At 68.8% G+C, this 23,097-nt stretch carries 22 protein-coding genes; 7 read left to right on the top strand and 15 right to left on the bottom strand.

The genetic code is table 11. From position 1 onward, the window contains the following. Positions 1-42: 42 nt before the first annotated feature. Positions 43-420 carry a hypothetical protein gene (locus BLW75_RS01305; RefSeq protein WP_034307917.1) on the bottom strand — a complete coding sequence of 126 codons (378 nt, stop codon included), beginning with the start codon at positions 418-420 and terminating at the stop codon, positions 43-45. Positions 421-732: 312 nt separating this feature from the next. Here BLW75_RS01305 and BLW75_RS01300 point away from each other — a divergent pair, with 312 nt between their 5' ends. Together BLW75_RS01300 and BLW75_RS01295 are read left to right on the top strand one after the other, a co-directional pair. Continuing rightward, entirely contained in the window at positions 733-1,530 is a 798-nt protein-coding gene (locus tag BLW75_RS01300) for a hypothetical protein (protein WP_241783399.1), read from the top strand. 256 nt (positions 1,531-1,786) lie between these two features. Continuing rightward, the gene (locus BLW75_RS01295; RefSeq protein WP_158005368.1) at positions 1,787-4,762 is read left to right on the top strand and encodes an AfsR/SARP family transcriptional regulator; all 2,976 of its coding nucleotides are present in this window, start codon (positions 1,787-1,789) and stop codon (positions 4,760-4,762) included. Here the strand turns inward: BLW75_RS01295 and BLW75_RS01290 are convergent. Next, positions 4,757-5,380: a response regulator gene (locus tag BLW75_RS01290; protein WP_034307923.1), complete on the bottom strand. Its 624-nt coding sequence runs from the start codon at positions 5,378-5,380 to the stop codon at positions 4,757-4,759. The two genes, BLW75_RS01295 and BLW75_RS01290, sit on opposite strands and share 6 nt — an antisense overlap. 37 nt (positions 5,381-5,417) lie before the next feature. Here BLW75_RS01290 and BLW75_RS01285 point away from each other — a divergent pair, with 37 nt between their 5' ends. Next, positions 5,418-6,494 carry a sensor histidine kinase gene (locus BLW75_RS01285; protein WP_241783401.1) on the top strand — a complete coding sequence of 359 codons (1,077 nt, stop codon included), beginning with the start codon at positions 5,418-5,420 and terminating at the stop codon, positions 6,492-6,494. Here BLW75_RS01285 and BLW75_RS01280 read toward each other — a convergent pair. The 7 genes from BLW75_RS01280 to BLW75_RS01255 form a co-directional block, all read right to left on the bottom strand. Further along, a complete protein-coding gene (locus tag BLW75_RS01280) occupies positions 6,457-7,203 on the bottom strand; it encodes a polysaccharide deacetylase family protein (RefSeq protein WP_091596474.1) in 747 nt (248 codons plus the stop codon). The genes BLW75_RS01285 and BLW75_RS01280 overlap by 38 nt on opposite strands. A 109-nt stretch (positions 7,204-7,312) precedes the next feature. Further along, positions 7,313-7,612 (bottom strand): hypothetical protein, encoded by a 300-nt coding sequence (locus BLW75_RS01275; RefSeq protein WP_034307925.1) that lies wholly within the window; start codon positions 7,610-7,612, stop codon positions 7,313-7,315. Then, the gene (locus BLW75_RS01270; RefSeq protein ID WP_034307927.1) at positions 7,609-8,976 is read right to left on the bottom strand and encodes a WXG100 family type VII secretion target; all 1,368 of its coding nucleotides are present in this window, start codon (positions 8,974-8,976) and stop codon (positions 7,609-7,611) included. The genes BLW75_RS01275 and BLW75_RS01270 overlap by 4 nt, the downstream gene beginning before the upstream one ends. Next, positions 8,976-9,290 carry a type VII secretion target gene (locus BLW75_RS01265; RefSeq protein WP_034307929.1) on the bottom strand — a complete coding sequence of 105 codons (315 nt, stop codon included), beginning with the start codon at positions 9,288-9,290 and terminating at the stop codon, positions 8,976-8,978. Before BLW75_RS01265 ends, BLW75_RS01270 begins: the two co-directional genes overlap by 1 nt. Positions 9,291-9,542: 252 nt before the next feature. Beyond that, on the bottom strand, positions 9,543-11,714 hold the full coding sequence (locus BLW75_RS01260; protein WP_091596471.1) for a DUF6461 domain-containing protein: 2,172 nt from the start codon (positions 11,712-11,714) through the stop codon (positions 9,543-9,545). Positions 11,715-11,867: 153 nt separating this feature from the next. Further along, positions 11,868-12,146: a hypothetical protein gene (locus BLW75_RS42085; RefSeq protein ID WP_143055280.1), complete on the bottom strand. Its 279-nt coding sequence runs from the start codon at positions 12,144-12,146 to the stop codon at positions 11,868-11,870. Positions 12,147-12,502: 356 nt separating this feature from the next. After that, a complete protein-coding gene (locus tag BLW75_RS01255; protein ID WP_034307931.1) occupies positions 12,503-12,949 on the bottom strand; it encodes an SRPBCC family protein in 447 nt (148 codons plus the stop codon). 418 nt (positions 12,950-13,367) lie between these two features. Between BLW75_RS01255 and BLW75_RS01250 the strand changes: the two genes are divergently transcribed. Then, entirely contained in the window at positions 13,368-13,877 is a 510-nt protein-coding gene (locus BLW75_RS01250) for a GNAT family N-acetyltransferase (protein WP_091596468.1), read from the top strand. Between the two features lie 468 nt (positions 13,878-14,345). On the opposite strand, the gene BLW75_RS01245 is transcribed toward BLW75_RS01250, so the two are convergent. From BLW75_RS01245 to BLW75_RS01220, 6 genes are all read right to left on the bottom strand, one after another. After that, positions 14,346-15,563 (bottom strand): MFS transporter, encoded by a 1,218-nt coding sequence (locus BLW75_RS01245; RefSeq protein ID WP_034307938.1) that lies wholly within the window; start codon positions 15,561-15,563, stop codon positions 14,346-14,348. 81 nt (positions 15,564-15,644) lie between these two features. Further along, on the bottom strand, positions 15,645-16,511 hold the full coding sequence (locus BLW75_RS01240; RefSeq protein ID WP_034307940.1) for an intradiol ring-cleavage dioxygenase: 867 nt from the start codon (positions 16,509-16,511) through the stop codon (positions 15,645-15,647). Further along, on the bottom strand, positions 16,508-17,578 hold the full coding sequence (locus BLW75_RS01235; RefSeq protein WP_034307943.1) for a maleylacetate reductase: 1,071 nt from the start codon (positions 17,576-17,578) through the stop codon (positions 16,508-16,510). The genes BLW75_RS01240 and BLW75_RS01235 overlap by 4 nt, the downstream gene beginning before the upstream one ends. Next, positions 17,578-17,976 carry a nuclear transport factor 2 family protein gene (locus tag BLW75_RS01230; RefSeq protein ID WP_034307945.1) on the bottom strand — a complete coding sequence of 133 codons (399 nt, stop codon included), beginning with the start codon at positions 17,974-17,976 and terminating at the stop codon, positions 17,578-17,580. Before BLW75_RS01230 ends, BLW75_RS01235 begins: the two co-directional genes overlap by 1 nt. Then, complete coding sequence (locus tag BLW75_RS01225) at positions 17,973-18,833, bottom strand: NAD(P)-dependent oxidoreductase (protein ID WP_034307947.1); 861 nt, start codon at positions 18,831-18,833, stop codon at positions 17,973-17,975. Before BLW75_RS01225 ends, BLW75_RS01230 begins: the two co-directional genes overlap by 4 nt. Before the next feature lie 106 nt (positions 18,834-18,939). Continuing rightward, a complete protein-coding gene (locus tag BLW75_RS01220) occupies positions 18,940-19,677 on the bottom strand; it encodes a helix-turn-helix domain-containing protein (RefSeq protein WP_091596465.1) in 738 nt (245 codons plus the stop codon). A 181-nt stretch (positions 19,678-19,858) separates the two neighbouring features. On the opposite strand from BLW75_RS01220, the gene BLW75_RS01215 reads away from it, so the two are divergent. The 3 genes from BLW75_RS01215 to BLW75_RS01205 all read left to right on the top strand — a co-directional run bounded on the left by BLW75_RS01215 (position 19,859) and on the right by BLW75_RS01205 (position 23,088). After that, the gene (locus tag BLW75_RS01215) at positions 19,859-20,593 is read left to right on the top strand and encodes a hypothetical protein (RefSeq protein ID WP_034307952.1); all 735 of its coding nucleotides are present in this window, start codon (positions 19,859-19,861) and stop codon (positions 20,591-20,593) included. A gap of 746 nt (positions 20,594-21,339) precedes the next feature. Next, positions 21,340-21,783 carry a hypothetical protein gene (locus BLW75_RS01210; protein WP_091596462.1) on the top strand — a complete coding sequence of 148 codons (444 nt, stop codon included), beginning with the start codon at positions 21,340-21,342 and terminating at the stop codon, positions 21,781-21,783. Positions 21,784-22,047: 264 nt separating this feature from the next. Then, positions 22,048-23,088, top strand: coding sequence for a polyprenyl synthetase family protein (locus tag BLW75_RS01205; RefSeq protein ID WP_034307955.1), 1,041 nt, complete (start codon positions 22,048-22,050; stop codon positions 23,086-23,088). Positions 23,089-23,097 lie beyond the last annotated feature (9 nt).

The raw sequence follows: 23,097 nt of genomic DNA, 5'->3' as shown, positions 1-23,097 counted from the left end.
AGTGCCGGCGGACCGGCGCCGAGTTCGCGCTGCTTTCTTCTCCTACCAGAGAGTGGACGGCCCCGAGACCGCCCAGCCCGCGTCGACGGGTTTGACCCAGAAGCCCAATGCCACGTCGATCACCTCCTCGCGATAGGTGATTTCGACATAGAGATGGCTACCGGTCTCGCCCCAGGCGAAACTCCCGAGGCCGAGTTCTCCGAGCCACGACAGGTCGTGTTCCCACTCATCGTGGACAGGATCCACATCGGTACTCGCTCCGACGGAGCCGGACCAGAGCGCCTTGAGCACGTGCCGGGCCGAGGTGTGGTCGACGAGCTTCCCCGCCTCAGGCATCTTTCCCGCCCGCACGAGGTCGAAATAGTGGCGCACGACCGCCTCGACGTCGTTCGCGGCGGGCCGCTCCGCCCAGATCTTCACGGTGGTGACGATAGAGGTGCCGCCGACACCTACGGAAACCCGCCTGGGGGTGGCAGGAATTCCGAAGCGCTGACAGACCAGAGCCGCGGTTCGCCCAGCGATACCGGGCTGTGTCCAGGCGCGGCCCGAGGTGTTCGGCACCGGCGGAGCTGACGCTTGTGTGGTCCACGGTTCGGCGCCGAGCTTGATCAGCGACTGACCGGCAAGCGGCAGTTTTGGCGCGCAGGGGTCACAATCGCACCGCATTCTGTGACACTTTGACGGGCTGTGTCCCGCAGTGACAGCGCGAGAAGGGAATCTGCTGTGTCCGGAATGCTCAACAGACGCAAGGCGCTCGCTCTCGGGGGTGGTGCCGCGCTCGGGGTCCTGACCGCCGGTGCCGGCACGGCTTCCGCCGCGACGGGATGGATCCGGCTGCCGATCGTCACCGCCAACATCGGCCGCGACAACCTCGGGGCGCGCGAGGCCGCGATCGACGCCGTCCGCAACTGTGACTCCCTGGTGCGGCCTCTGGTCGGCTGGCAGGAGATCAACGAGGGCGACACCGGTGAGCCCGCGATGATCGACCACTACTTCGGTCCCCTGTACAACAACGCGTTCCTGCGGCACAACACGTCGTTCCGGATCCCGATCTCGATCCCGCAGCCGTGGGAGGTGGCGAGCGCGAAGACCACGTATGTGCACGGCGGCATCAGCGGGGTGACCCCGCCGCGCTGGATCAACGAGGTCGTGGTGCGTCACCAGAGCCACCCGACGCTCCAGTTCGCGCTGATCAACTCGCACTACATCGCGAACGCGTACAACGGCGACCAGCGCGCCGACCTGCGCGACGAGTGGAACGAGCACAAGAGAATCCACGCCAGTCGCGTGCTCGCGCACCACAACGTCGGGCGCCTGGTCTTCTGGACCGCGGATACCAACAACCCGAACTACTACAGGGCCACCGGCCTGGACGCGGAGCGCCGGTGCTTCGGCACCGGGATCGACCGTATCAACTGGCTGGCCGGCAACGGCGTCGTCCAGGAGCAGTTCATCGACACCAAGACCGTGGACATGCGCGTGGACGGGCATGACGCCCGGGTCGCCGTCTTCCAGGTCCGCCTGGCTTGACGGAACGCACGGGCCAGGCGCCGTTCGCCTGGCCCGTGCCATGGCTCAGACCTCGAAGCAGGCCATGCGCATCGGCGAGCGTGAGCGCTCTCCAGCAGAAGAGCAGCGTCAGTGCCACGAGGACCTCGCGGCACGGGCGGGACGGGTGGATCCGTCGCTGTCCGCCCCGCACCGCCGCCGCTCCGTGAACCACCCTGGCCGTACGCCACACTGGTGGCGGTGAGCGGGCGGCTGGGAGGGTGCGGTGGAGTTTCAGGTGCTGGGTCCACTGCGGGTCCGACGCGACGGGCGGGACGAGGCGCCGGCGGGACGGTTGCAGGGCATCCTGCTCGGTGTGCTGCTCGCGCGAGCGAACCAGGCGGTGCCGGTGGACGTGCTGACCGGCGCGTTGTGGGGTGACCGGCGCGACCCGCGGCACGGGCAAAGGCTGCAGCTACACGTTCATCGCCTCCGCGGTGTGCTCGGGGAGCCGGATCGGCTGTCGTTCGGCGAGGCGGGCTACCGGCTGCGGGTGCTGCCGGGAGAGCTGGACTCGGAGCGGTTCGCATCGCTGTTCGAGGAGGCGCGAGAAATCGCGGACGAGCAACCCCAGCGGGCGGTCGACATCCTGCGCGGGGCGTCGGGCCTGTGGCGCGGCGACCCGTTCCGTGACGTCGACGTCCCACTGCTCGCCGACTGGGCGCAGCGGCTCACCGAGCTCAGGTCGGTCGCGCTGGAGACGCTCTACCAGGCCGAACTCGCCTGCGGACTGAACGCGGCGATCATCGGCGAACTGACGGACCTGGTGCGCCGGTATCCGGTTCGCGAGCGGCTGCACGGCCTGCTCATGACCGCCCTGTACCGCTCCGGGCAGCAGGCCGAAGCGTTGCGGGCGTATCGCGCGGCACGGGACACACTCGTCGAAGAACTCGGGGTGGACCCTGGGCCCGAGTTGCGTGAGCTGCACCAGCGCATGCTCGCGGGAGAGACGCTGGGGCCGGTCAAGAAGGGGCCGGCCAAGAGTGTCCCCGCTCAGTTGCCGGTGGATGTGCGTGGCTTCGTGGGCAGGGACGCCGAACTCGTGGAGCTCGACGGCCTCCTCGCCACCGGAGAGTCCGCGGTGGTCTCGGTCGTCGCCGGAACCGCCGGAGTGGGCAAGACCGCGCTTGCCGTGCGATGGGCACACCGGGTGCGGGATCGGTTCCCCGACGGCCAGTTGTACGTCGACCTGCGCGGCTACGGCCCCGATCAGCCGGTCTCGCCGGAAGACGCGCTGGCGGGGTTCCTGCGCGCGCTGGACTTGGACGGTGCGGCGATTCCGCAGGATCTCGCCGAGCGCGCCGCGCGGTTTCGCACCCTCGTCGCCCGCCGCCGGATGTTGATCGTGCTGGACAACGCCCGCACGGTCGAGCAAGTGCGTCCCTTGTTGCCCGGTAGCCCGTCGTGTTTCGTGGTGGCGACCAGCCGAGACGCGTTGGCCGGTCTCGTCGCCCGTGAGGGCGCCCATCGGCTCGATCTCGATCGGATGCCGAACGAGGACGCCCGCGTTCTGCTCCGCGAACTGCTCGCCGACCGGGTGGACGCCGAGCCGGAAGCGGTCGCGGCGCTGGTGGAACGGTGCGCTCGGCTGCCCTTGGCCTTGCGCATCGCCGCCGAGCTGATCCGGTCACGGCCCGCTCGCGGCCTCGGCGAATTCGTCGACGAGCTTTCCGGCCAGCAGGACGCGCTCGATCTGCTGGACGTCGACGGTGATCCGCAGACCGCCGTGCGGGCCGTGTTCTCGTGGTCGTACCGGAAGCTGGACGCGGTGGCGGCCAGGCTGTTCCGGCTGCTCGGCCTGCATCCTGGGCACGACACGGACGACCATGCGGCGGCGGCCCTCGCCGGCACCGGGCTGAGGGAGACGCGCCGCGCGCTGGACGTGCTGCGGAGGGCTCATCTCGTCGATCAGTCGTCCGACGGCCGCTACCGTTCCCATGACCTGCTGCGGGCGTACGCCGCCGAACTGGCCGAATCCACCGACAGCGCCGACGAACGCGCAGCCGCGCTGAGCAGGTTGCTCGACCACTACCTGTTCACGGCTTCGGCCGCGATGGACGTCATCGCGCGAGACGACTACGCCCCGCGGCCGAAAGCGCCGGCACCCCACGGGGAAGTACCGCTGTTCTCGGCCTACGACCACGCGTGGCGCTGGCTCGACGCCGAGCGGGCCAATCTGCTGGAGGTCTGCGGGCAAGGCGGACCGGCGTCCGTGATCCACCTGTCCGAGACCGTGTGGCGTTACCTCGACACCGGTGGCTACTACGACGATGCCGTCGCCCTGCACACTCGCGCGGTCGACTCCGCCCGTGCGCTGGAAGACGAACGCGCGGAAGCGAAGGCGCGACGCGCACTCGGTGTCACGATGTCCCGCCGGGGCCGGGACCGCGAAGCGATCGACCATCTCGAGTGGGCGATGGCCGCGTTCCAGCGCACCGGGGACCAGGGATTCCAGGCCGCGACGCTGAGCTTTCTCGGCTGTGTGTACGGGAAGAGGGGTGAGCTGGCAGAGGCCCGGCGGAGGTTCGAGCGAGCACTCACGCTGACCGATCCGGACGAAAGCTGGTATCTGCACTGCGCGGTCAGGATCAACCATTCCCAGAATCTGCTGAGCCTCGGCCTTCCCGAAGAAGCCAGACACCATCTCGACGTGACTTTCACCCTGTGCCGGGAAAATCACGACGAACACATCGAATGCAACGCGGTCAATCTCCTGGCCAAGATGTATCTCCACATCGGACACGACGACGATGCCTTCGACCACTCCCAGCGCTGCTTGACTCTCGCCAGGGCAGCGGGTTTCCGCACCCAGCAAGCGGACAGTCTGAGGATTCTGGGGGTGGTGTACCGGCGGCGGGGCGACGGCGAACAGGCCTTGCGCCACCATGAGGAAGCGGCGACACTCGCTCGTGCCATCGGTGACACCGAACTGATCTCCGAGACACTCAACGCGTTGGGCGCCACCCACACGTCCGCGGGACGCCACGCCGAAGCCCTCCGCTGTCACGGCGACGCGCTGGCCGTCGCCACCGAGGCAGGCCATCGCGAGCAGCTGACGCACGCCCACGCCGGCATCGGCGACGTCCACGCCGAGCTGGGCGAGCACGACGAGGCCCGCCGGCACTGGCTCCAGGTACTCGACTTCTACCGCGACCTCGACGTTCCCCTGGCCACCGAAATCAGGGCGAAGCTCGAAAACCAGGGCGGCTCATGAATCCCGCGAGCCGAGCAGGACCTGAGCACGCAGCGCGGCCTGGGTCCGGCTGGTGACGCCGAGCTTGGCCAGCACATTGCCGACGTGCACCTTGACCGTGCGTTCGGCCAGCCCGAGCCGTCCCGCGATGTCGCGGTTGGACAGTCCGGAACCGAGCAGCGACAGCACTTCGCGCTCGCGCGGGGTCAGGCCGGGATCACCGGTACCGCACAACGTGGCCGCCGCGGACGGGCTGATCACGGTCATTCCGTCGTGCGCGCCACGGACGGCGGCGGCCAGTTCGGCCCCGGTGGCGTCCTTGAGCACGAAGCCGGCGGCTCCGGTGGCCAGCGCCTGCCGGATCTCGTGGCGCCTCCCGATGGTGGTCAGCATCAGCACGGGCGGCGGGGCGGGCATTTGCTCCCGGAGGCGGCGCAGGGTCTCCAGGCCGTCCATGCCCGGCAGGTAGAGGTCGAGCAGGACGACGTCGGCCGGTTCCCGTGCGGTGACGAGGAAGTCGAGCAGCTCTGGCCCGCCGGCGCGCTGCGCGACGACGGTCAAGCCCGGCTGCGCGGCCAGCACCATCGCCAGCCCTTCGCGGACCAGGGCGTGGTCGTCGACCACGACAACACGAACCATGGGATCACCTCGATGGCGCACACTCTACTGTCGGGACGTGCTCAATCATCTCCGCGCGCGTTTGGACCTCGGGATGATCCTGCTGGTCGCACTGCTGTTCTCGGCGAGCGGGCTGGGTACGGAGAGCTGGGAGGCGGTGGCCGTCGCCGCCGCGCAGCTGCTGCCGCTGGCCGCGCGGCGGCGGGCACCCGGCGTCGTGCTCGCGGTCGTCGCCGCGGCGACCGTGGCTCAGCTGCTCCTGGGACCCGCTCGCAACGTGGCCTACGTGCCGGTCCTGCTCGGGGTCTACACCGTGGCCGCCCTGCCGAACCGTGCCGGGCACCGGATGGTCGCGGCGGGCGCGGCAGCCGCCGTGGCGGTGGTGATGGGCGAATTCAAGGGCCTGGTGGACGGCACTTTGCTGGCGCTGGTGGCCTTCGGCGTGGCGTGGACGATGGGCATGGAACGGCGGCGGCACGTGGCCGATCGCACCCGGCTTGTCGAACAGCAAGCCCGCCACAGCGCGGAAAGCGCGGCCGCGGAACGCCGGGAGCTCACCGCACGGCGGCTGCACGACACGCTCGCCCACACCACCACGGTGATGCTCGTGCAAGCCGAGGCGTTGCGCGCGACCGCCGATCTCAGCGAACCGGCCCGCGAGCGCGTGGACACGATCCTCACCGCGGGCCGGGACGCGCTCACCGAGGTCCGGCAGACCCTCCGCGACCTCGCCGAGGACGAGCATCCGCCACCCGCGTCCACCGAACTGCCCGAGCTCCTCGCGCGGCTGCGCGCCGCCGGGCTCGTGCTGGACGAACCCACCGGCGTGCCGGACGGGGTGGCCGGAGCGCTGGCCGAGCGGGTGATCGCGGAGGCGGCCACGAACGCGCTGAGACACGCCGGTCCCGGCACCCGCGTCCGGATCACCGTGCGGAACCACGACGACGACGTGCATGTCGAGGTCGGCAACGAACTGCCCGCCACCACGAGACCGGGTGGCGGTGGCTTCGGGCTGGCCAGCGTCGCCGGTGAGCTGGCCGAACACGGCGGTCGGCTGGAATTCGGCCCGCGTGGGCGGCAGTGGGTGGTCCGTGCGGTCATCCCGGCCGCCGGGCCAGCAGCTCGGACACCGTGACGAACCGATAGCCGAGCCCGCGCAACCGTTCGACCAGCGGGACCACCGCTTGCCTGGTCGTGGTCCGGCTCTGGTACATCCCGTGCAACAGGACGATCGAGCCCGGCCGGACATGCTCGGCGGTGTACTCGGCGATGCCGGAGGCGCTGGCGGCCACCTCGGGATAGGAGTCCGGTTCGACGTCCCACATGATCGTCCGCCGCCGATGCTCGGCGAGATAGCGCGGCAGGCCCAGCAGTTTCTTCCCGTTGGGCGGGCGGAACGTGATCTCGCCGCGGTAGCCGGTCCGGCGGATCAGCGCGTCGGTCCGCTCGATCTCGGTGGCCACCGTCTCGGCTGACACGAACACCATCCGCTCGTGGGAGTAGGAGTGGTTGCCGAGCTCGTGCCCGGCGGCGGCGATCCGCGTGCCGAGGTCCGGGTGCCGCTCCAGTTCCCGCCCGGTCAGGTAGAAGGTGGCGGGTACCCCGACCGTGCCCAGGCCGTGGAGGAGTTCGCCGGTGCCCGCCGGGTCGGGCCCGTCGTCGAAAGTGAGCGCCACGACCTTGTCCGGCACCTCGACCCGATGGGTCAGGCCGCCGTAGAACTGGAAGGTCCGGGCGTTGACCAGCCGATCGAGGCCGAAGGCCGACGCCGCCAGCACGACCGCGGTGATCAGGCCGAGCACCACGCCCTTGCGGGCACGCGGTGAAGCAGGGAGGACGCGCATGGGAGCACCCTGACCGATCGCCGGCCAAGGCGGAAGCGGCGGAGGTCCTAGTACCTTCGCTCTCGGTCAGCCCTTGGGCACCACCTGAAAAGGACGGTCGCCGGATGGGCTACCGGCGCCGCCGAGGGCCCGGATCGTCGTCCCAGTCAGGCTCGAAGTCGAACTCCCGAGGCCGTCGTGAACTCGGTGGCGGGAAGGCATCGCGGCGATCCTCCGCCCTGCGCCGGATCGCGGCGACGCGCTTGTGCCAGCGTTGCGTCAGTGCCGCGGATTTCTCCGCGCCGGCCTTCTCCGCCGCGTAGCATCGTTCGGCCCTGGCGGCGATCCGGTCCCGGTTGCCGTCGATCCGGTCCGCGAACCGCGCGCGCATCCGCTCGATGCGCTCCTCCCGCATGATCTCCCCGATCATCGCGGCATCACCTCCCTCCGCCCGCCGGAACCGGCCTGCGCGCCCTGTTCGAGCATTTCCCGCATCACGCCGAGGACCTCCTCGAACCCCTCGTCGGTGGCGTCACAGACGTCCCAGAACGCCTCGACCTTCGTCTCCACCACCGGCACCAGATTGCCGTCGCACCATTCGGCCGCCGACTGCCGGACTTCGGCCTTGACGTCGTCGCTGATGTTCAGGCACTCCTGGTCGGCCGGTATGCCGAACTGCGAGGCCACATAAAGGATGTCCTCGTCGCTCGCCCCTCCCTTGGCGACCGTGACCAGCCGATCGACGATGTCCGGCGCGATCCCGTTGATGGTCGACGAGAACAGGCCGTTCACGGTCTGCGCCTTGGTCACGCACATCTGCTCCAGCGCGCCGCGGACCTCGTTCAGCACCTTGCCGGCGTCTTCCAGCTCCTTCATCAAGGCCCTGGCCTGGCCCACCGCGTCGTCGTAGCGTGACGACGCGGCGTCCGCGGCCTCCCCCTCCCAATCGGCGAACAGGTCGCCCTGGGCCGTGACGAGCTCGCCGACGTGGTGCTGGAGACGGCCGACCGCCTGTGCGTACTGGTCGGCCTGGAGACCGATGCGCCTGAACCCCACCTCACGCTGCTCGTTGTACCGGGCCTTGAAGATCCATTTGTCCGCGAACGGGTTACCGGTCAAGGACGTGCCGCCGTTGCCCGAACCACGAGCACCCACCCGGGACCCACCGCTGGAGTACCGGCAGTACTTCCCCCAGAACAGCTTGAAGAAATCCAGCCCGACCTCGCCGGAGTCGAAGATCTCCTCCGAGCTCGCGGCGCCGGTGCCGCCGGTGGCCTTCAAGTTGTCCGCGTAGGCCTGAAGCTGCCGGGCGTTCTCGCGCTGCTCTTCCAGGTCGTCCGCGTACCTGCGCTCGTTCTCCGCCTGGTCGATCGCGGCCTGCATGTCCGCGCCGGGGTTGCCGGACCCGGGCAGCGCGCCGGGGCCCCCGGGGTGCTCCTCGCCGTACGTCGCGATGGTCGCGGCGTCGTTGACCGCCTGGCTCAACGCGCCGTTGTTGATGGCGTTCGCGGCGTAGTTGTCCACGTACTCCTGGGCGTCGTATTCCTCGATGTACTCCTTCACCTCGTCCGGCACGGTGTCCGGGTCGTACCCCGTCCGTTCCTGGATGATGACGTCTCCCCAGAGGTAACCCGTCGCGTAGTCGTAGCTCCACGCGGCGATGAGCTCCCGTTTCGTCTCATCGGAGACGTCGGGGTCGTCGAGGATGGCCCTGATCTCCTCGTCGGTCGGGCTGACGTGTCCGTTCGGCCCGGCCGGCCGGTACCTCGCCTTGGCCTCGTCCCACCAGGCCATCAGTCGCCCACCTCGCGCAGGCCGTCGAGTCGCGACGCGAAGTCCGACTCGGTCTCCCCATAGACACCGGCGGACTCCCGCAGCAAGAGGGAGACCTCGTCGATGTCTCCGACCAGCTTGACGGCGAGAGTCGCCAGCTCTCCGCTCGCGGCGAGGTATGCGGCGCCGTGGCTCTGGTAGCGGTCCCCGCCGAAGTCCAGCTGGGCCACCACGGTGTGCGCCACCTGTCCGCTCACCGACCGCAGTCCGGTGCCGATGGTCCCGAGCTCGTCACTCACCTCCAGCAACTTCGCTGGATCGACTTCGTACCCCACGCGATCCCCTCTCGTCCCTGCCCCACGAGAAAGGTTAGGAACGCGGCTTTCACACGCCTTTCATTCGCATGAAAGCACCGAGCCTTCAGCGGCTTCGTGTGGTCGTGGCCTGCGCCGGGAGACCAGGCGACCACCACCACACCCGTGTGGCGCGGCCCTGACCAGCCCGCCGTCCACGGATCCGGCGATCGATACGCAGTCGCCGGAGTGCCGCGAGTGCGCAGTAACAGAGGTTCGCGATGCTCGGACCCGTCAGATCGGCGGCGGCGACTCTCGAGCTATTCGCCGCGCGTGTTCCAGCAGGTCCTCCCCCCTCGGGCCGGCCGCGTATCGCGCCGCCGACAGCGAGCCGATCGCGGCGGCCAGCGGGTCCGGATTGGTCGCGTTGTGCAGTGCCTGCCACAACCACGCGTGCTCTCGATGGTCCTGTAACTGCGATCGCCTGGCCGCGAGTTCTGCCTCCGGGCCGAACCGGCGCTCCGTGAGTACGGCCGCGATGACAGGGTCTCCGGCGACACCGGCATGCTCGGTTACGGCCGACGCGGCCTGCCAGGCCAGCTCCCGCAATGTCTCCTCGGGTACGAAGGCCAGCCGATCGGTGTCCGCGCCGAGAGGTCCATGACCGGGGAACGCGCGCGAACCGTCGGGATCACGCGCCTCGGGGTACAGCTCGGGCAGGTGCGGCAGGATGCGATAGGCGACGTCCTCCTCCACCATCCGATCAAGGTCCTCCTTCCGCAGCCGGTATCCGGTGTACCGCTCGACGGCGAGCATGCCTTTTTCCAGCCTGTCGCGATAACTGCCGAAGTCGAGGCCGGCCAACGCCCGGTTCACCTCAGGGTCGGTGATGTCCTCCGCGTGTCCGAGTTCGGACGACGCGAGGACGGTCCCGTTGTCGGCGAAGGACAGCCGGGTGACGGCGTTGACGTTCCAGAACAGGCCGGCCGTCCTCCCCTCCCGTGACAACGACACCAGCACCGGCCGGAGCGAACCCTGGAAACCGTTGAACTCGGCGGCAAGAACCCCGCCCTCGACCGGAAGCACGGTCACCCAGGGGTCAAGGTCGAATGCCGACGCCAACTCCTGTGCGGACTCCGGTTCGGCCGGGTCCGCACCGAAGGCGCGGAGCACCTCGGCGGGTGAGGCGTCCCCGACCACCGTCACCGTCGCCGCTTCACCGATCAGGCTGCCGCGAATCCACCGATAGGCGGCTTCCGGGGGCGCCACGATGTCGGGCACAGGTTCACCGCGGACGATAGAGCCGAGCCTGTCACCGCGTTTGTGCACGATGTCCGGGCCCGGCGGTCCCTGCCACAGCATGAGCTCATAGCGCTCGCGCTCCTCGCCATCTCGGCCGATCGCGTGCACCCGCACCCGGAAATCGCCCGGCCACGGCGGTGTTCTCAGGTGCCGCGAGGCGCTTTCGCTCAACGTGGCGTCGCCCCGCTCCGCTCGCCAGGAGAACTCGACGACCTCGTCCCACCAGTCGAGTTCGACTTCGTCCGGCGCTCCTTCGAGGATTCGTATCGACACGGGCACTTGGCCCTCCCCCTGCCCGGTCCGGACGGCGACCCCGCCGGGGATGGCGACGGCCAGTCCGTTTCCGCTGAAGTCGGCCTCGCCGAGGACAGAGCGCTCGGCGAGAGTGAACCGATGCCCGCGCACCTCGGCCGAACCCGACGCCGACACCGGCAGCACGTATTCGGCCCGGCGTTTCGCCAGCAGCGCTGCCGCATAAGCCGGAGGCATCGGACTTGCGCTCAACAAAGCCGAAACAGCGCCCAGTGCGACGCCGACGACGGCGGCGGACGTCCCAGCGAGGAGCGGAGCGCCTGCCCTCCGCAGCACCGGCGCGGCGACCGCGACGGCCAGTGCGAGATGCGCCGCTCCGTGCGCCGCCGCCAGTTCCTCCTCGCCGGTGAGCTCCGACGGGGGCTCCAGCAGTGAAACCAAGGCCTCGTGCCCTGCCAATTCCTCGACCAGTGCCACGATCAGCGCGGAGACCCCAGGCCGCAGCTGATCGAGCAGGCGCACCGCGGTGACGGTCTCGGCGCTCGGCCCGCCGATCATGCCGAAGCCGAAGGCCTGCGGCGTCGCGTCCGGACCCGGCACCGCCACTTCGACCTCGTGCGGGATGGAGACGGCCAACGCGTCCAAGGTCAGTTCCAGCGCGCCGAGCAACCGCTCGGAGACGGGATCACCGAGCGAACGCAGCCCGCTCAACGCCGCCGATTCCCCTCGCCTCGCAACCGGACGTCCCGCCTGGAGGCCGAAAACGCCGGGCTTCGCATCCGGAGCGCCCAGCCTTCCGAGCGCCGCCGCGGGACCGTGCGGGATCCGCCCGCGCAGCGTCGGGATCAGGTCGGCGACCACCGACGCGAGCGCGTCCGCCAGCCCCGCCGGTACTTCCGTGTGCTCCTCCACCTCAAACCCCCAAGGCTCGACAACGCGCACACGCTAGCGAGGACGACCGACAATTCCGCCGACCTCCGAAGTGCCATTGGCTCCCGCAGGCGGTACTGCACGCCATGCGCGATCCCCGCTGGAGCGGAGAGCCACCCCTTCCGGTATGCGAAGCTAACCGGCGATGTCACGGTCGACACGGGGCGCGGCATGATCATGACCAGCCGCTTGACGACGCCGACGTCGTCGCTTCCACCACTCGACGGCGATCACGCCGATGACCGGCCCCAGTCCGGCGAGCCCGTGAACCCAGATGTCCGTGCGGCCGAGCATGTGGTGAATCCCGACCGTGCCCAAATAGCACAGAGCCGCAAGCCCCACGAAGTACACGACCACCCAACCGCGCCGGCGACGTGACACCACGTCCGCGCGTTCCCCATCCGCAGAAGACACGCCGTCAGCATGCCCCAACAGTCGGTGCGGTACACCCCCGCCTCCCGACTCAGAGCCCTCGGGTGGTTCGCCGGCCGCGAGTCGTGGCCGGCCAGGGGCCTCATTCCGGCACCAACGTCTACGCCCTGAAGAACCGCCACTCGGGGAAGCGCCTCGCCCCGCGGACGGCGAACTGCGCAACGGCGATTCGATGGTCCAGATCAGTACCACGACGGGACGACACAGCAGTGGAAGTTCACGGTCGTCCTGTGCGGCGCGCATTCGGCGAAAATCGTCGAAACCTCCGGAACGCCAACGATGGACCCTCCACTCCTACTGATCGAAGACAACGCTTCGTGAGGAGCATCGGGAAGTCGTCAAGACTCCCGGTGCCCAGCCCAGCCCCCTTCTTTTTCGGCGGCATCCACATCGGCATCCGCGGTCACGGTGTGCGCCAGCGCGGCAACGGTCTCCTCGAGCCCACGCTGCACTGTCTCGTCATCCGCGTCCCGGACACTGTGCAGCGCCACAGTGAGGCGAGACGCCGCGGGACCGGCGTCCTCGATCGACAATTCCCCCTGATAGTCATGCGGCCCTTGGGAGCCCCACCGCAATGAACGGTTGGCCTCGTCGACCTTCAGCCACGCCTCGCCTTCCACATGCTCACCGTCGACGTCGGCTTCGACGTGCACGGCCTCGCCGCCCTCAGGCTCGGCGCGACTCATCTGGGGAAAGTAGTGAGGCAGGTTCCGCGGCTCTCGCAAATAGGCGAACAAGTCCGCGGCGGGCATCTCGATGGTGGCGGTGTGCCGGTATTCGGTCATGGGCCCGGATACCCCGCCCTCCTTCCGCGAAACCGCACTGAACCCCGGTGCTCACCAAGCCCGATCGGCCCGCCGGCCGACCGGACATGTTTCACCCTCCTGCACCGTGGGAAGGGGTTTCCACAACGGCGTTCGAGAGTAGCCTGAGCGCCCCTGCCGTTGACGGATTTCGCGTTGTCCGAATGCGAACTGGACAGGTCTATCGCGGGTGGGCAGACAAGCATGGCGAAGCTCCTGGTCGAGCGAGTGATCTTGGTCGTGACCTCCTCTATCAGGAGCTTCGCCGCATTCAGCACCTGGGACCGACAAACTCCAGCCTCTCGCGACAAGGTTGGGAAGTGCGCACAGCCTGACGGGTGATGTTCAGGGGGCGATACTGGCCTTCATGACTCCAGCGAACCGCCCGGACGAAGTCCACTTGAGGGCGTTCACCGAGGCCGACCTCGCCTTTCTCGACCGCCTCTGCACGGATCCGGATGCGCTCGGCGAGTTCGAGTGGCCCGGATTCGGTGATCCGAGGGCACGCCGCAAGCGATGGGAGATCGACGGGTACATCTCCGCCGAGTCCGCGGCGGTTGCGATCGCGCGGGCCGACGACACGGTTATCGGCATCGTCACCTGGAAGCCCCGCGGCTTCCCTTTGGGTGTCACCTACGAGATCGGCGTGGGGGTGCTACCCGAGCATCGTGGACAGGGGGTGGGCACGGTGGCGCAGAGGCTGCTCGTGGACTACCTGTTCGGCCGCACGACGGCGAACAGAATCGAAGCCCTCACCAATGGCGGTAACCTCGGCGAGCAGAAAGCCCTCGAACGCCTGGGCTTCCGCCGGGAAGGGGTCATGCACGGCAGGTCCTTCCAGCACGGCGAGTATGTCGATGTGCTCGTCTACGGTCTGCTCCGCTCAGAGCATCGTCCCGGAACGCCATGAGCACTCCTCCCAACCTGTTCAGAGTGAGGTGGGAAAAGGCTCAATGTATGCCTGATCCGCTGGACCGGAACCAGCATGGTCCTACTCACCTGATTCACGCAGGCGTCGTCCTCAGACCGGCTTCGATAGCGGTGAGCCGAACCTGAATCCGAAAGAAGACTCGGCGCCTCCGGTCACCATCCGCGCCGCCGGCGACCGCCCGGCAGCGGGTCGAGCGTCACGTCCCACATCCCATGCCTGTCCGCGATGCAGGCACCGTCGGTCCGGAACTGACCCAGCAGCGCGTCGGCCGTCGACGACCTCGTGGCCGGGGATCATCGGACCGAGATGGCCGCCGGCAGGGTGCCGCGGATCCCGCTGCGCCGGACCGCCACGAGCACCTCGTCCGCACGGGGTTCCGGGCACTGGGACCTGTTCGATCCGGATGTCGCGAGGGCCGTGATGGAAGGCGGCCTTCATGGTGGGTGCTCATGCGCCGGCCTCGACTTCCCGCCGGTCGGTGGCGGTATCCGCTTCGTGGACTCCGGTGCGCGGCAGCAGCAAGGTCGACAGGGCGGCGAGGCCGAAGAACCCGGCGCAGACCAGAAGGCCTGCGCTGAAGCCGACCGCACCGGCGATCCCCGCCAGGCCGAAGGGAGCGAAGGCGGAGACGCCGCGGCCGACGTTGAAGCAAAAGCCCGCGCCCGTAGCCCGAGCCTTGGTGGGAAACAGTTCTCCGAGGTAGGAGCCGAAGATGCCGAAGAAGGCGGTGAAGGCACCGAACAACGGGCCGAGCCACAGCAGGGCGGTCTGGTCGGTGGTGAAGGCGTAGACGGGCAGGCTGAGCGCGACCCCTAGGAGGGTCAGGACGATCGTCCGCCGACGGCCGATCCGGTCCGCGAGGAACCCGAATCCGTTGTAGCCCAGGAACATTCCCACGTTCAGGATGGTCACGAACAACGCGACGTCGCCTGCGGGGAGGCCGCGTTCAGCGGTGAGGTAGGTCGGCAACCAGGTCGTGGCACCCCAGTAGCCGGTGAGCGCCAGGGCGGCCATGAGGGTGCCGAGCAGGGTGGTCCGGCGCAGCGATCCGCTCAGGACGTTCCGAACGGTGACGGCGTGCTCGGTGCGCTGGACCTTGTGCGCGATCCAGTCGGCCGATTCGCGGAAAAAGACGAGGACGACGAGCACGGGTATGACGACCGCGGTGCCGGCGACGAGGAACATCAGGCGCCAATCCGGCAGGAAATACCCGGACACGACGGCCGCGAGCGCGCCTCCGGCCGGGAAGGCACTGATCACGAAGGCGGCGGCGCGCCCGCGATGCCGCGGCGGCCAGGTCTCGACCACGTAGGCGGACACGACGCTCCACACCGCGCCGAGCCCGATTCCGGCGAGGAACCGCAGGATCAAGAACACGGTGAAGTTCGGGACGACGGCCAGGGCCGCGGTGAACACCCCGAAGATCACCAACGAGGCGATCAGGGCCTTCTTCCGGCCGAAGTTGTCCGCCACGTAGCCACCCGCGACGCTGCTGACTCCGATGCCCAGCAACGTCGCGGTCGCGAGGAGGCCCGCTTGGGTCGCCGTCAGGCCCATGTCGTGCCGGATCGCCGGGAGCGACAAGGACAGCAGGACGATCTCCAGCGCGTCGAACAGATACGCGAGGAAACACCCGCCCAACACGATCCACCGGGTACTTCGCATCTTGCACCTCCACATTGAGGTTTTCCGAGCAGGGGGAACCGGACGGCCACCGCGAAGGGGCCGCCGGACGGAAGAGCCAGGTCAGGCCGGCTCGGTGACGAGCACGAGATCGAAGGTCAGGCTCGCCCATTCACCTTCGGGCCGGGAGCCGTCGGGAGCGGTGCCACCGTGGTGTTTCCCGCTCTCCACAACGAGACCTTCCTTGACGCCGAACACGGCGTCGCTTTCCAGGTACGGGTCGCCGGCGAGGAAGATGTGGGTGATCAGGGTCCGGTAGCCCGCCGCGGTGACCTTGAAGTGCAGGTGTGCGGGCCGCATCGGCCCCCGGCCCGCGGCCGTGAGGAGATCGCCGACGGGGCCGTCGTGCGGAATCGGGTAGGGAGCGGGCAAGACCGACCAGAACCGGTATTCGCCCTCCTCTCCGGTTCGCAGCCATCCGCGGCCGGCTGAGCGGTCGTCGGTGTACTGGACGTCGTAGAAGCCGTCCTCGTCGGCCTCCCAGACGTCCACCCGCGCGCCCGGGATCGCGGTACCGTCGGTGCCGCGGACCTGCCCGGAGACAAAACAGGGTGTTCCGGCGGCGCCGCGCGCGATGTCGCCGCCGAGCGGGATTTCCGGTGAGTCGTCGACGAAGAACGGACCGAACACCGTCGCCTCGGTCGCCCCGTCCACCTTCGGCTCGTTGATGGCGACGGTCAGCATGGACAGCCCGAGGACGTCGGACAGGAGGATGAACTCCTGGCGTCGCTCGTCGGTGATGTGCCCGGCGCGGGTGAGGAACCCGATCGCCGCCTCCCACTCCTGTTCACTCAGGCGGACGTCTCTGGCGAAGGCGTGCAGATGCCGGACCAGGCTCTGCATGACCTCCCGCAGCCGTGTGTCGGTGGTTCCGGCGAAGCTGGCCACGACCTCGTCGGTTACCGCTTGTTCGCGGTCGGCGGGGTTCATGTCGTCTCCTTCGCGGTATCGGTTCCTGCCCACGCCGCACGCAGAAGCCTGCTGATGCCCTCGGCGGTGACCGGGCGCGGATTGTCGGCGGGCGCGAGCGCGAGGATGTCGTCCAGCACCGTCTCCGTGTCGTTCTCGCGCAGGCCGAGATCCCGCAAACCGGCGGGAACACCGAGCTTCTCGCCGAGTCGCCGTAACCCTTGGGCCGGTTCGGGCGAATCGAGGGCGGACGCGATACGAGACACGGCTTCGGGCGCGTACGGAGCGTTGAACGCCAGCACGTGCGGGAGCACGATCGCGTGAGTCCGCGCGTGCGGCAGGTCGAACGCCCCGCCCAGCACGTGGCAGATCTTGTGGTGCAGCCCGGATCCCGCCGCGGCGAACGCGGATCCGGCGAGGTAGGCGCCGAGGAGGAGTTCGCCGCGGGCCTCGCTGTCGGCCCCGTCGGCGGCGACCGACGGCAGCCCGGCGGCGAGGTGCCGGATCCCGTCCTCGGCGACGGCGCTCGAGACGGGGTTGCGCCGCGGTGCCCAGAACGCCTCGACGCAGTGGGCCATCGCGTTGAGTCCACTCGCGACAGACAGCTCGACGGGGAGCGTCCGGGTGAGCTCGGGGTCGTAGACGACCGTTCGCGGGAGCACCCGCGGGTCGGTGCCGGTGGTCTTGCGGCTCTTCTCGGTCAGTCCCCACACCGGGGTGACCTCGGAACCGGCGTAGGTGGTGGGGACGGCGATGATCGGCAGCCCGGTGGTGAGCGCGACGGCTTTCGCCGTCCCTGTCGTCGATCCGCCGCCCACGCACAGCATGAGATCGGCTCCCGCCGCGGCCTCACGGGCCCGTTCGGCGACCTCGATCGGAACGTGCGGCCGGACTTCGGAGAACGTGACCGCGATCCGGTCGGCGAACGGGGCACACAAGTCGCGGGCCAGATCGGCCTCGGACTCGGCCGCGATGAGCAGGATCCGCCGGGCATCGAACGCGTCGGCCTCGACCCGAAGCCTGGTGCGCGCGACGCCGGGCCCGAACACCACCCGGCCGGGCAACACGTCGTAGGTGAACGCGCTCATCACACCGGCTCCGGCAGGACTGTGGGCTGGTAGGCCAGTAGCAGCCAGCGGCCGTCCTCGCGTACCCAGACGGCCAGGGCCTTGTTCGCCAGCGTTTTCCGGGTCCCGCCCGCGGTGATGTCGGCGAGCATCTCCCCCACCACGACCGCGGTGTCCCCGGACACCAGGATCCGGTCGACGGGATGGTCGATGCGGTGATAGACGTAGAAGCCCGACCGAAGTTTGTCCACATAGGACTCCAGCGTGTCGGTGACCGCGTTCGAGTGGGTGTAGGCGAGATCGGGGTGGGCGTGCGCGGCGAAAGCGTCCGCGTCACCCGCGATCACCGCCGCGTACCGGGCCTCCTCCAGGGAGCGGATGGTCGATTCGATGTCGGCCGTGGTGACGCCGCTGGTCATGAGAGTGCTTCCTCCTTGGTCAGCGGCCGGTTGCGCAGCCGCAGGGCCGCGAGCACCTGGGCCATGTCTTCATCGCCGTGTCCTGTCACCGTCGCCTCGTTCAGCACGGCGTAGGCGGCTTCCGCACCTGGCAGGTCGAGTCCGGCAGCGAGTTCGAGAGCGAGTCCGAGGTCCTTGCGGATCAACGAGATCGGGGCCGCGACCCCGGCGGAGGCCGGGGTCAGGAACGCCGCCTCCTTATAGCCGACATAGGGCGCGCCTGCCGCGCTCGCGCGCAGAACGTCGTAGAAGATCTTGAGGTCCAACTCGCCCGCCTCGGCGATGAGCAGGCCTTCGGCCACACCCTGGCTGAGGGTGGCGAGCACGGCGTTGACCGCCAGCTTCGCCGCGGACCCGGACCCGGTGGGGCCGGTGTGGAACTGCGCCGCCGTCATCACCGCGAGAACCGGCCGCACCCGTTCGAACTGCTCCGCCGTGGCGCCGACCATCGTGGTGAGCGTGGCGGCCTCGGCCATCGACACGCTCCCGGACACCGGCGCGTCGATGACGTCCACCGGCCCGGCGGCGGCCAGTTCCTTCACCAGTGCGGGACCGACGGTGCCCATGACCATGTGCAGATGGTTTCGCCCGGCACCGGCCAGCCCGGCCAGGACCAGCTCCCGCGTCGCCGCGCCGTCCGGCAGCATGCTGATGGACAGTTCGGCCTCGGCGAGTCCGGACGCCGAGGCGATCGCCGTGATGCCCTCCGGGAAGCTGCCGAGGCCGGGATCATGGGCCAGGACCCGATGTCCCGCCTGTGCCAGCCGGCCGGCCATCGGCAGGCCCATCCGTCCGAGCCCGGCGAATCCGATCAGCACGGCATCTCCTCTCCGTCGCCTTGCTTGCTCAAGTGTTCACTAATATTGAACACTTGAGCGCGATCGTCAAGTGACAGCGGACGAGATGAGCGTCAGCGCCCGGGTTTCACTCGGTTTCGGCGGGGCTTACCGACACGCTGGGTCCCAGCAAAGCAAGGGCCTCGACGACGTTCGAAGGCCGCGAGGAGGCACCACCGGAAAAGCCGCCGACCTGGGATTCCACCCACTCACGGGTATGGTCGAGATCTCGCCTGCCGGACACGAACCACACGCCGCGCGCGGGTTCGGATCCGTGGTTGAGATACAGATGCGGGCGGGTGGAGTCGAAGCACAGCGAGTCACCCGCGACGAGCACGTGCCGGTCGAAGTCGAGCAGCAGGGTCAGCTCGCCCGAGAGCAGGTAGGCGTACTCGGTTCCACTGTGGCGCATCAGTTTCCGGTCGGCCGAACTGGCGGCCCCCGGCTGATAGGTGACCAGCAGGGCGTCGACATCGGCCTGGCCGCCGACGGCAAGCCGCTCCCAGCGGACACCGTTGGCCATCTCCAGCACCGGATTGTCGGCGGCGCGCTGCACGACCCCGGACGGCACCCGTGGAACCGGCCGCTCCGCCGGCTCCCCCGCCACAGGCTCGGCCTGCCCCACGCTGATGCCGAGAAGTTCGTCGAGCGAGATGCCGAGGTGGCTGACCAGCGCGTACAGCGTGCTCACCGAGGGCTGGGATCGGCCGGTCTCGACCTGCGAGAGCAAGCTCGCCGAGATCCCCGCCGCGGCCGCCACCTTCCGCAGCCCCAGCTTGCGCTCTTCCCGGGCCTTCCGCAGCGCGGGCCCGATCCTGTCCTCCATCACGCCCCCTTACACCTCGGTTCGCTATCACTGAACACTACCGCCGAGCCCGAAACCAGCACTGACCACCGCTCCCCGGTCGAGTGTCCTGTGGCGTGCCTCTCTTGACAGCTATGTTCAGTCACATTAAACAGTATCGCTGAACAGTTGTCGCTCGACCCGAAGCCGTCCGGAGGCACAGATGCCCAGTAGCGAACCCACGATCAAGGCCGTTCTGGCCGGGCGTCCCGTCACCGGCGAGGACGTGCGGGGGTGGGAGGCGAAGCGGCTGCGCAAGGCCGCCGCGAAGATCGGACTGCCGGTCCCGTCCGGCGACCTCGACCGCGCACGCATGGCCTTCGCCGACGCCAAACTCGACCTCGAACCGGATGAGATCCGTCGCCGTCTCACCCGCGACATCCGTCGCGCCGACGCCGTCGCGCGCACTTCCACCCGCCTCTCGCGGGGGCGCCGCGTCACCAGCACCTGCGACCTCGATGTCACCGGAGTCGGCACCGCCGCGGAGTTCCTCGCCTGGTTCAACGACACCGGACGGGACGACTACGCCCACAGCATGATCGTCGCCAACCCGGACCACTTCCTGATCGACACCGCGCCCGACGGACGACAAGAAGTCATCGAGACGACCGGTGGCAGCCCGCTCGCGACCCGGTTCCTGATCGACTACTCCGACACCGCGGAAATCATCACCCACCGGAACCCGCACTTCCCTCTCGATGCCTCCGGTGTCGCCCGAACCGGCACAGGCCTGGCCATCGGCGGCGTCCGGCACGAGTTCCGCGACCACGCCGACGGCTTCCACGCCCACCTGTGCGTCGAGTTCCCCCGAGTCACGATGCCCACCATGGTCACCCAGCACCGGATGCACCTCGCCTGCGAATTCTCGAACTGGATCACCCTCGCCTTCAACCGCTGACGACACCGCACTCGCAGAAGCCATCAACCTCTCGTCGAGCCAGGATCGCTCCGCCGAGGAGGACTGGCAACACGTCGTCCGCAGCGACGAAGAGGCGTTGCGACTCACCGAGCACATGACCGCGGACGGGAACCAGCCGTGTTCACACTGCCCGCGTTCCAGCCGTCCGATGGCCTGCCCTGCTCCGCACTGTTCGCCGTCACCAGGAAAGGAAACGGCCTGCCGGTAGACCGGAATAAATCGCCCGCCGGGCAATGCACAGGCGGTCATCGGTCGGCTCGACGCGACCGGCAGTTCTCCCCGCGCGCCGGTCGGCCCCTCTCCTAGAGCGGCCGCACCGTCGTCGGCAACGACTTCCGGTACGTCGTTCGCGCTGAACGAATCACCCGCCAAGGTTCGGAATGGAGAGAACTGCCGCTCACTGCGCCCGAGCCGGCCACCCTCATAGCCCAGGTGCGCGCCGACCACGGACGCTCCGATTCCTGTGCCCGGCCAACCGAGGACACCGCTCCCGCCGCAATTTCCGCCGAGTCCATGGTTGCGGAACGACCGAGCTGGGATCCAGCCCGCTTCCGGTGATTGAGCGCCCGGAGATCAGGGGCCCGATGACGGCCGCTTCCCGGCATGAGCGTTTGGGCGGTGGCATTATCGTGCCGGTAGCTCACTGGGCCACTCCTGGACATCCTTGACCGGCGAGTTCGCCGCTGAGCGGGAGCCGACCCAGCGTCGACGTCAAGGAGGAAGCGATGCGCAACGAGGCCGTGGAGCAGTTGGACGTCCTGGTTGGCTCATGGCAGACGACATTGCGAAACGCTTGGTTCCTGGAGCCGACCGACCAGGAGGTGCCAGGCTCAGCGACGGTCGAGTGGCTCGGCGACGCGTTCGTGGTCTTCCGCTGGACGATGGGGGGCGATGTCGGAAAGGCCACGAGTGAGATGGTCTTGGTTCTCGGTCGCAGCGACGCGCGCGACGCCTACACTGCCCTCTACCACGACGAACGAGGTGTCTGCCGGGTCTATGGCATGACCTTCGACGGCTCGCATTGGAACCTGAGCCGGGAGGACCCCGACATGTTCCAGCGGTTCATCGCCGACGTCGGGCCCGACCGGATCGTCGGTCGCTGGGAGGCGTCCGAGGATCAGGGATCAACCTGGCGTAAGGACTTCGACCTCGTCTTCGAGCGGGCGTAGCCGCGTCCGGCAGAAAATCCCCTGTCCCACATGAGAAACCGGGTCGCGCCTGGTTCCGGGCCTGTGGCACCAGCCAATCCGCGGTCGGATCGGCCATCGCCCCGACTGCCTACGGCCGGCCGACAGGTTTCCACTCGGCAGCGGTCCACGGTCATGGTTCGAAGGGCCGGCGTTCAACACGTTCAACGCACCCGTCGTCCGGTCGCCTGTCGCTGTCGATCGCGATGGCGGTTAATGGGCTGAAGCGAGTGCGGAGGTGCTGATGTGACGGCGACCGGTATTGCTCGTCGCGGCGGAGAGGCCAACGAGTCGCTTCCGGACGTCAAGAGTGTGATCGGCCCGGCATTGCGCGAGGTGGTCGACCGGCTTCCCGAGGAGGTTCGGAGAGTGGTCGGGTATCACCTCGGCTGGCTGACCGCCACCGGCCTGCCGGCCGCCGGTGGCGAGGGCAAGATGATCCGTCCGGCGTTGGCGATGTATTCGGCGCTGGCGTGTGGCGCAGCGGTCGATGACGCGGTCCCCGCCGCTGTCGCGGTGCAGCTCGTCCACGAGTTTTCACTTCTGCACGATGATGTGATGGACGGCGATCGGACGCGGCGTCATCGGCCGTCGGCGTGGGCTGTTTTCGGCGTTCCGGCCGCGGTCTTGGCGGGCGACGCATTGCTGGTGGAAGCGTCGCTGGTGCTGGCGGACAGTGGGCGGCCGGGCGCCGCACAAGGGGTGGTGATGCTCAGCTCGGCTGTGCGGCGTCTGGTGGCCGGGCAGTGCGCGGACATGGACTTCGAGACCCGCGATGACGTCGCTCTGTCCGAATGCGTGGCGATGGCGCGGGGGAAGACCGCGGCGTTGCTGGGATGCTGTTGCGCGTTGGGGGCGTTGTTCGGCGATGGCACCCCGCGACAGGTCGAATGTCTGCGCCGGTTCGGTGAAGGAGTCGGGCTGGCCTTCCAGCTCGTGGATGACATCCTGGGAATCTGGGGCGATCCGGCGAAGACCGGCAAACCCGCGAAGTCGGACCTGGACAACCGGAAAAAATCACTTCCGGTGGTATTCAGCCTCGCTTCCGGCACTGCTGCCGGCGAACAGTTGGCGGACCTGTACGCGCTGGACCGTCCCTTGTCCTCTGCCGAGCTGGTCCACGCGGCCGAGCTGGTCGAGACAGCGGGTGGACGACAATGGGCGCAGTCCCAGGCCGATGCCGCGCTCGCTGGGGCGCTCGCCGACCTGCAAAGCGTCACACCTGCCCTGACAACGGTGAAGGACCTGGTGACCCTCGCGCAACTCGTCGCCCACCGCGATCACTAGGACGTCAAG

This window comes from Amycolatopsis lurida, from assembly GCF_900105055.1.
Lineage (GTDB): Bacteria > Actinomycetota > Actinomycetes > Mycobacteriales > Pseudonocardiaceae > Amycolatopsis > Amycolatopsis lurida.
The sequence above is the reverse complement of the archived record's forward strand: the minus strand, read 5'-3'. Positions and strand labels throughout refer to the sequence as shown.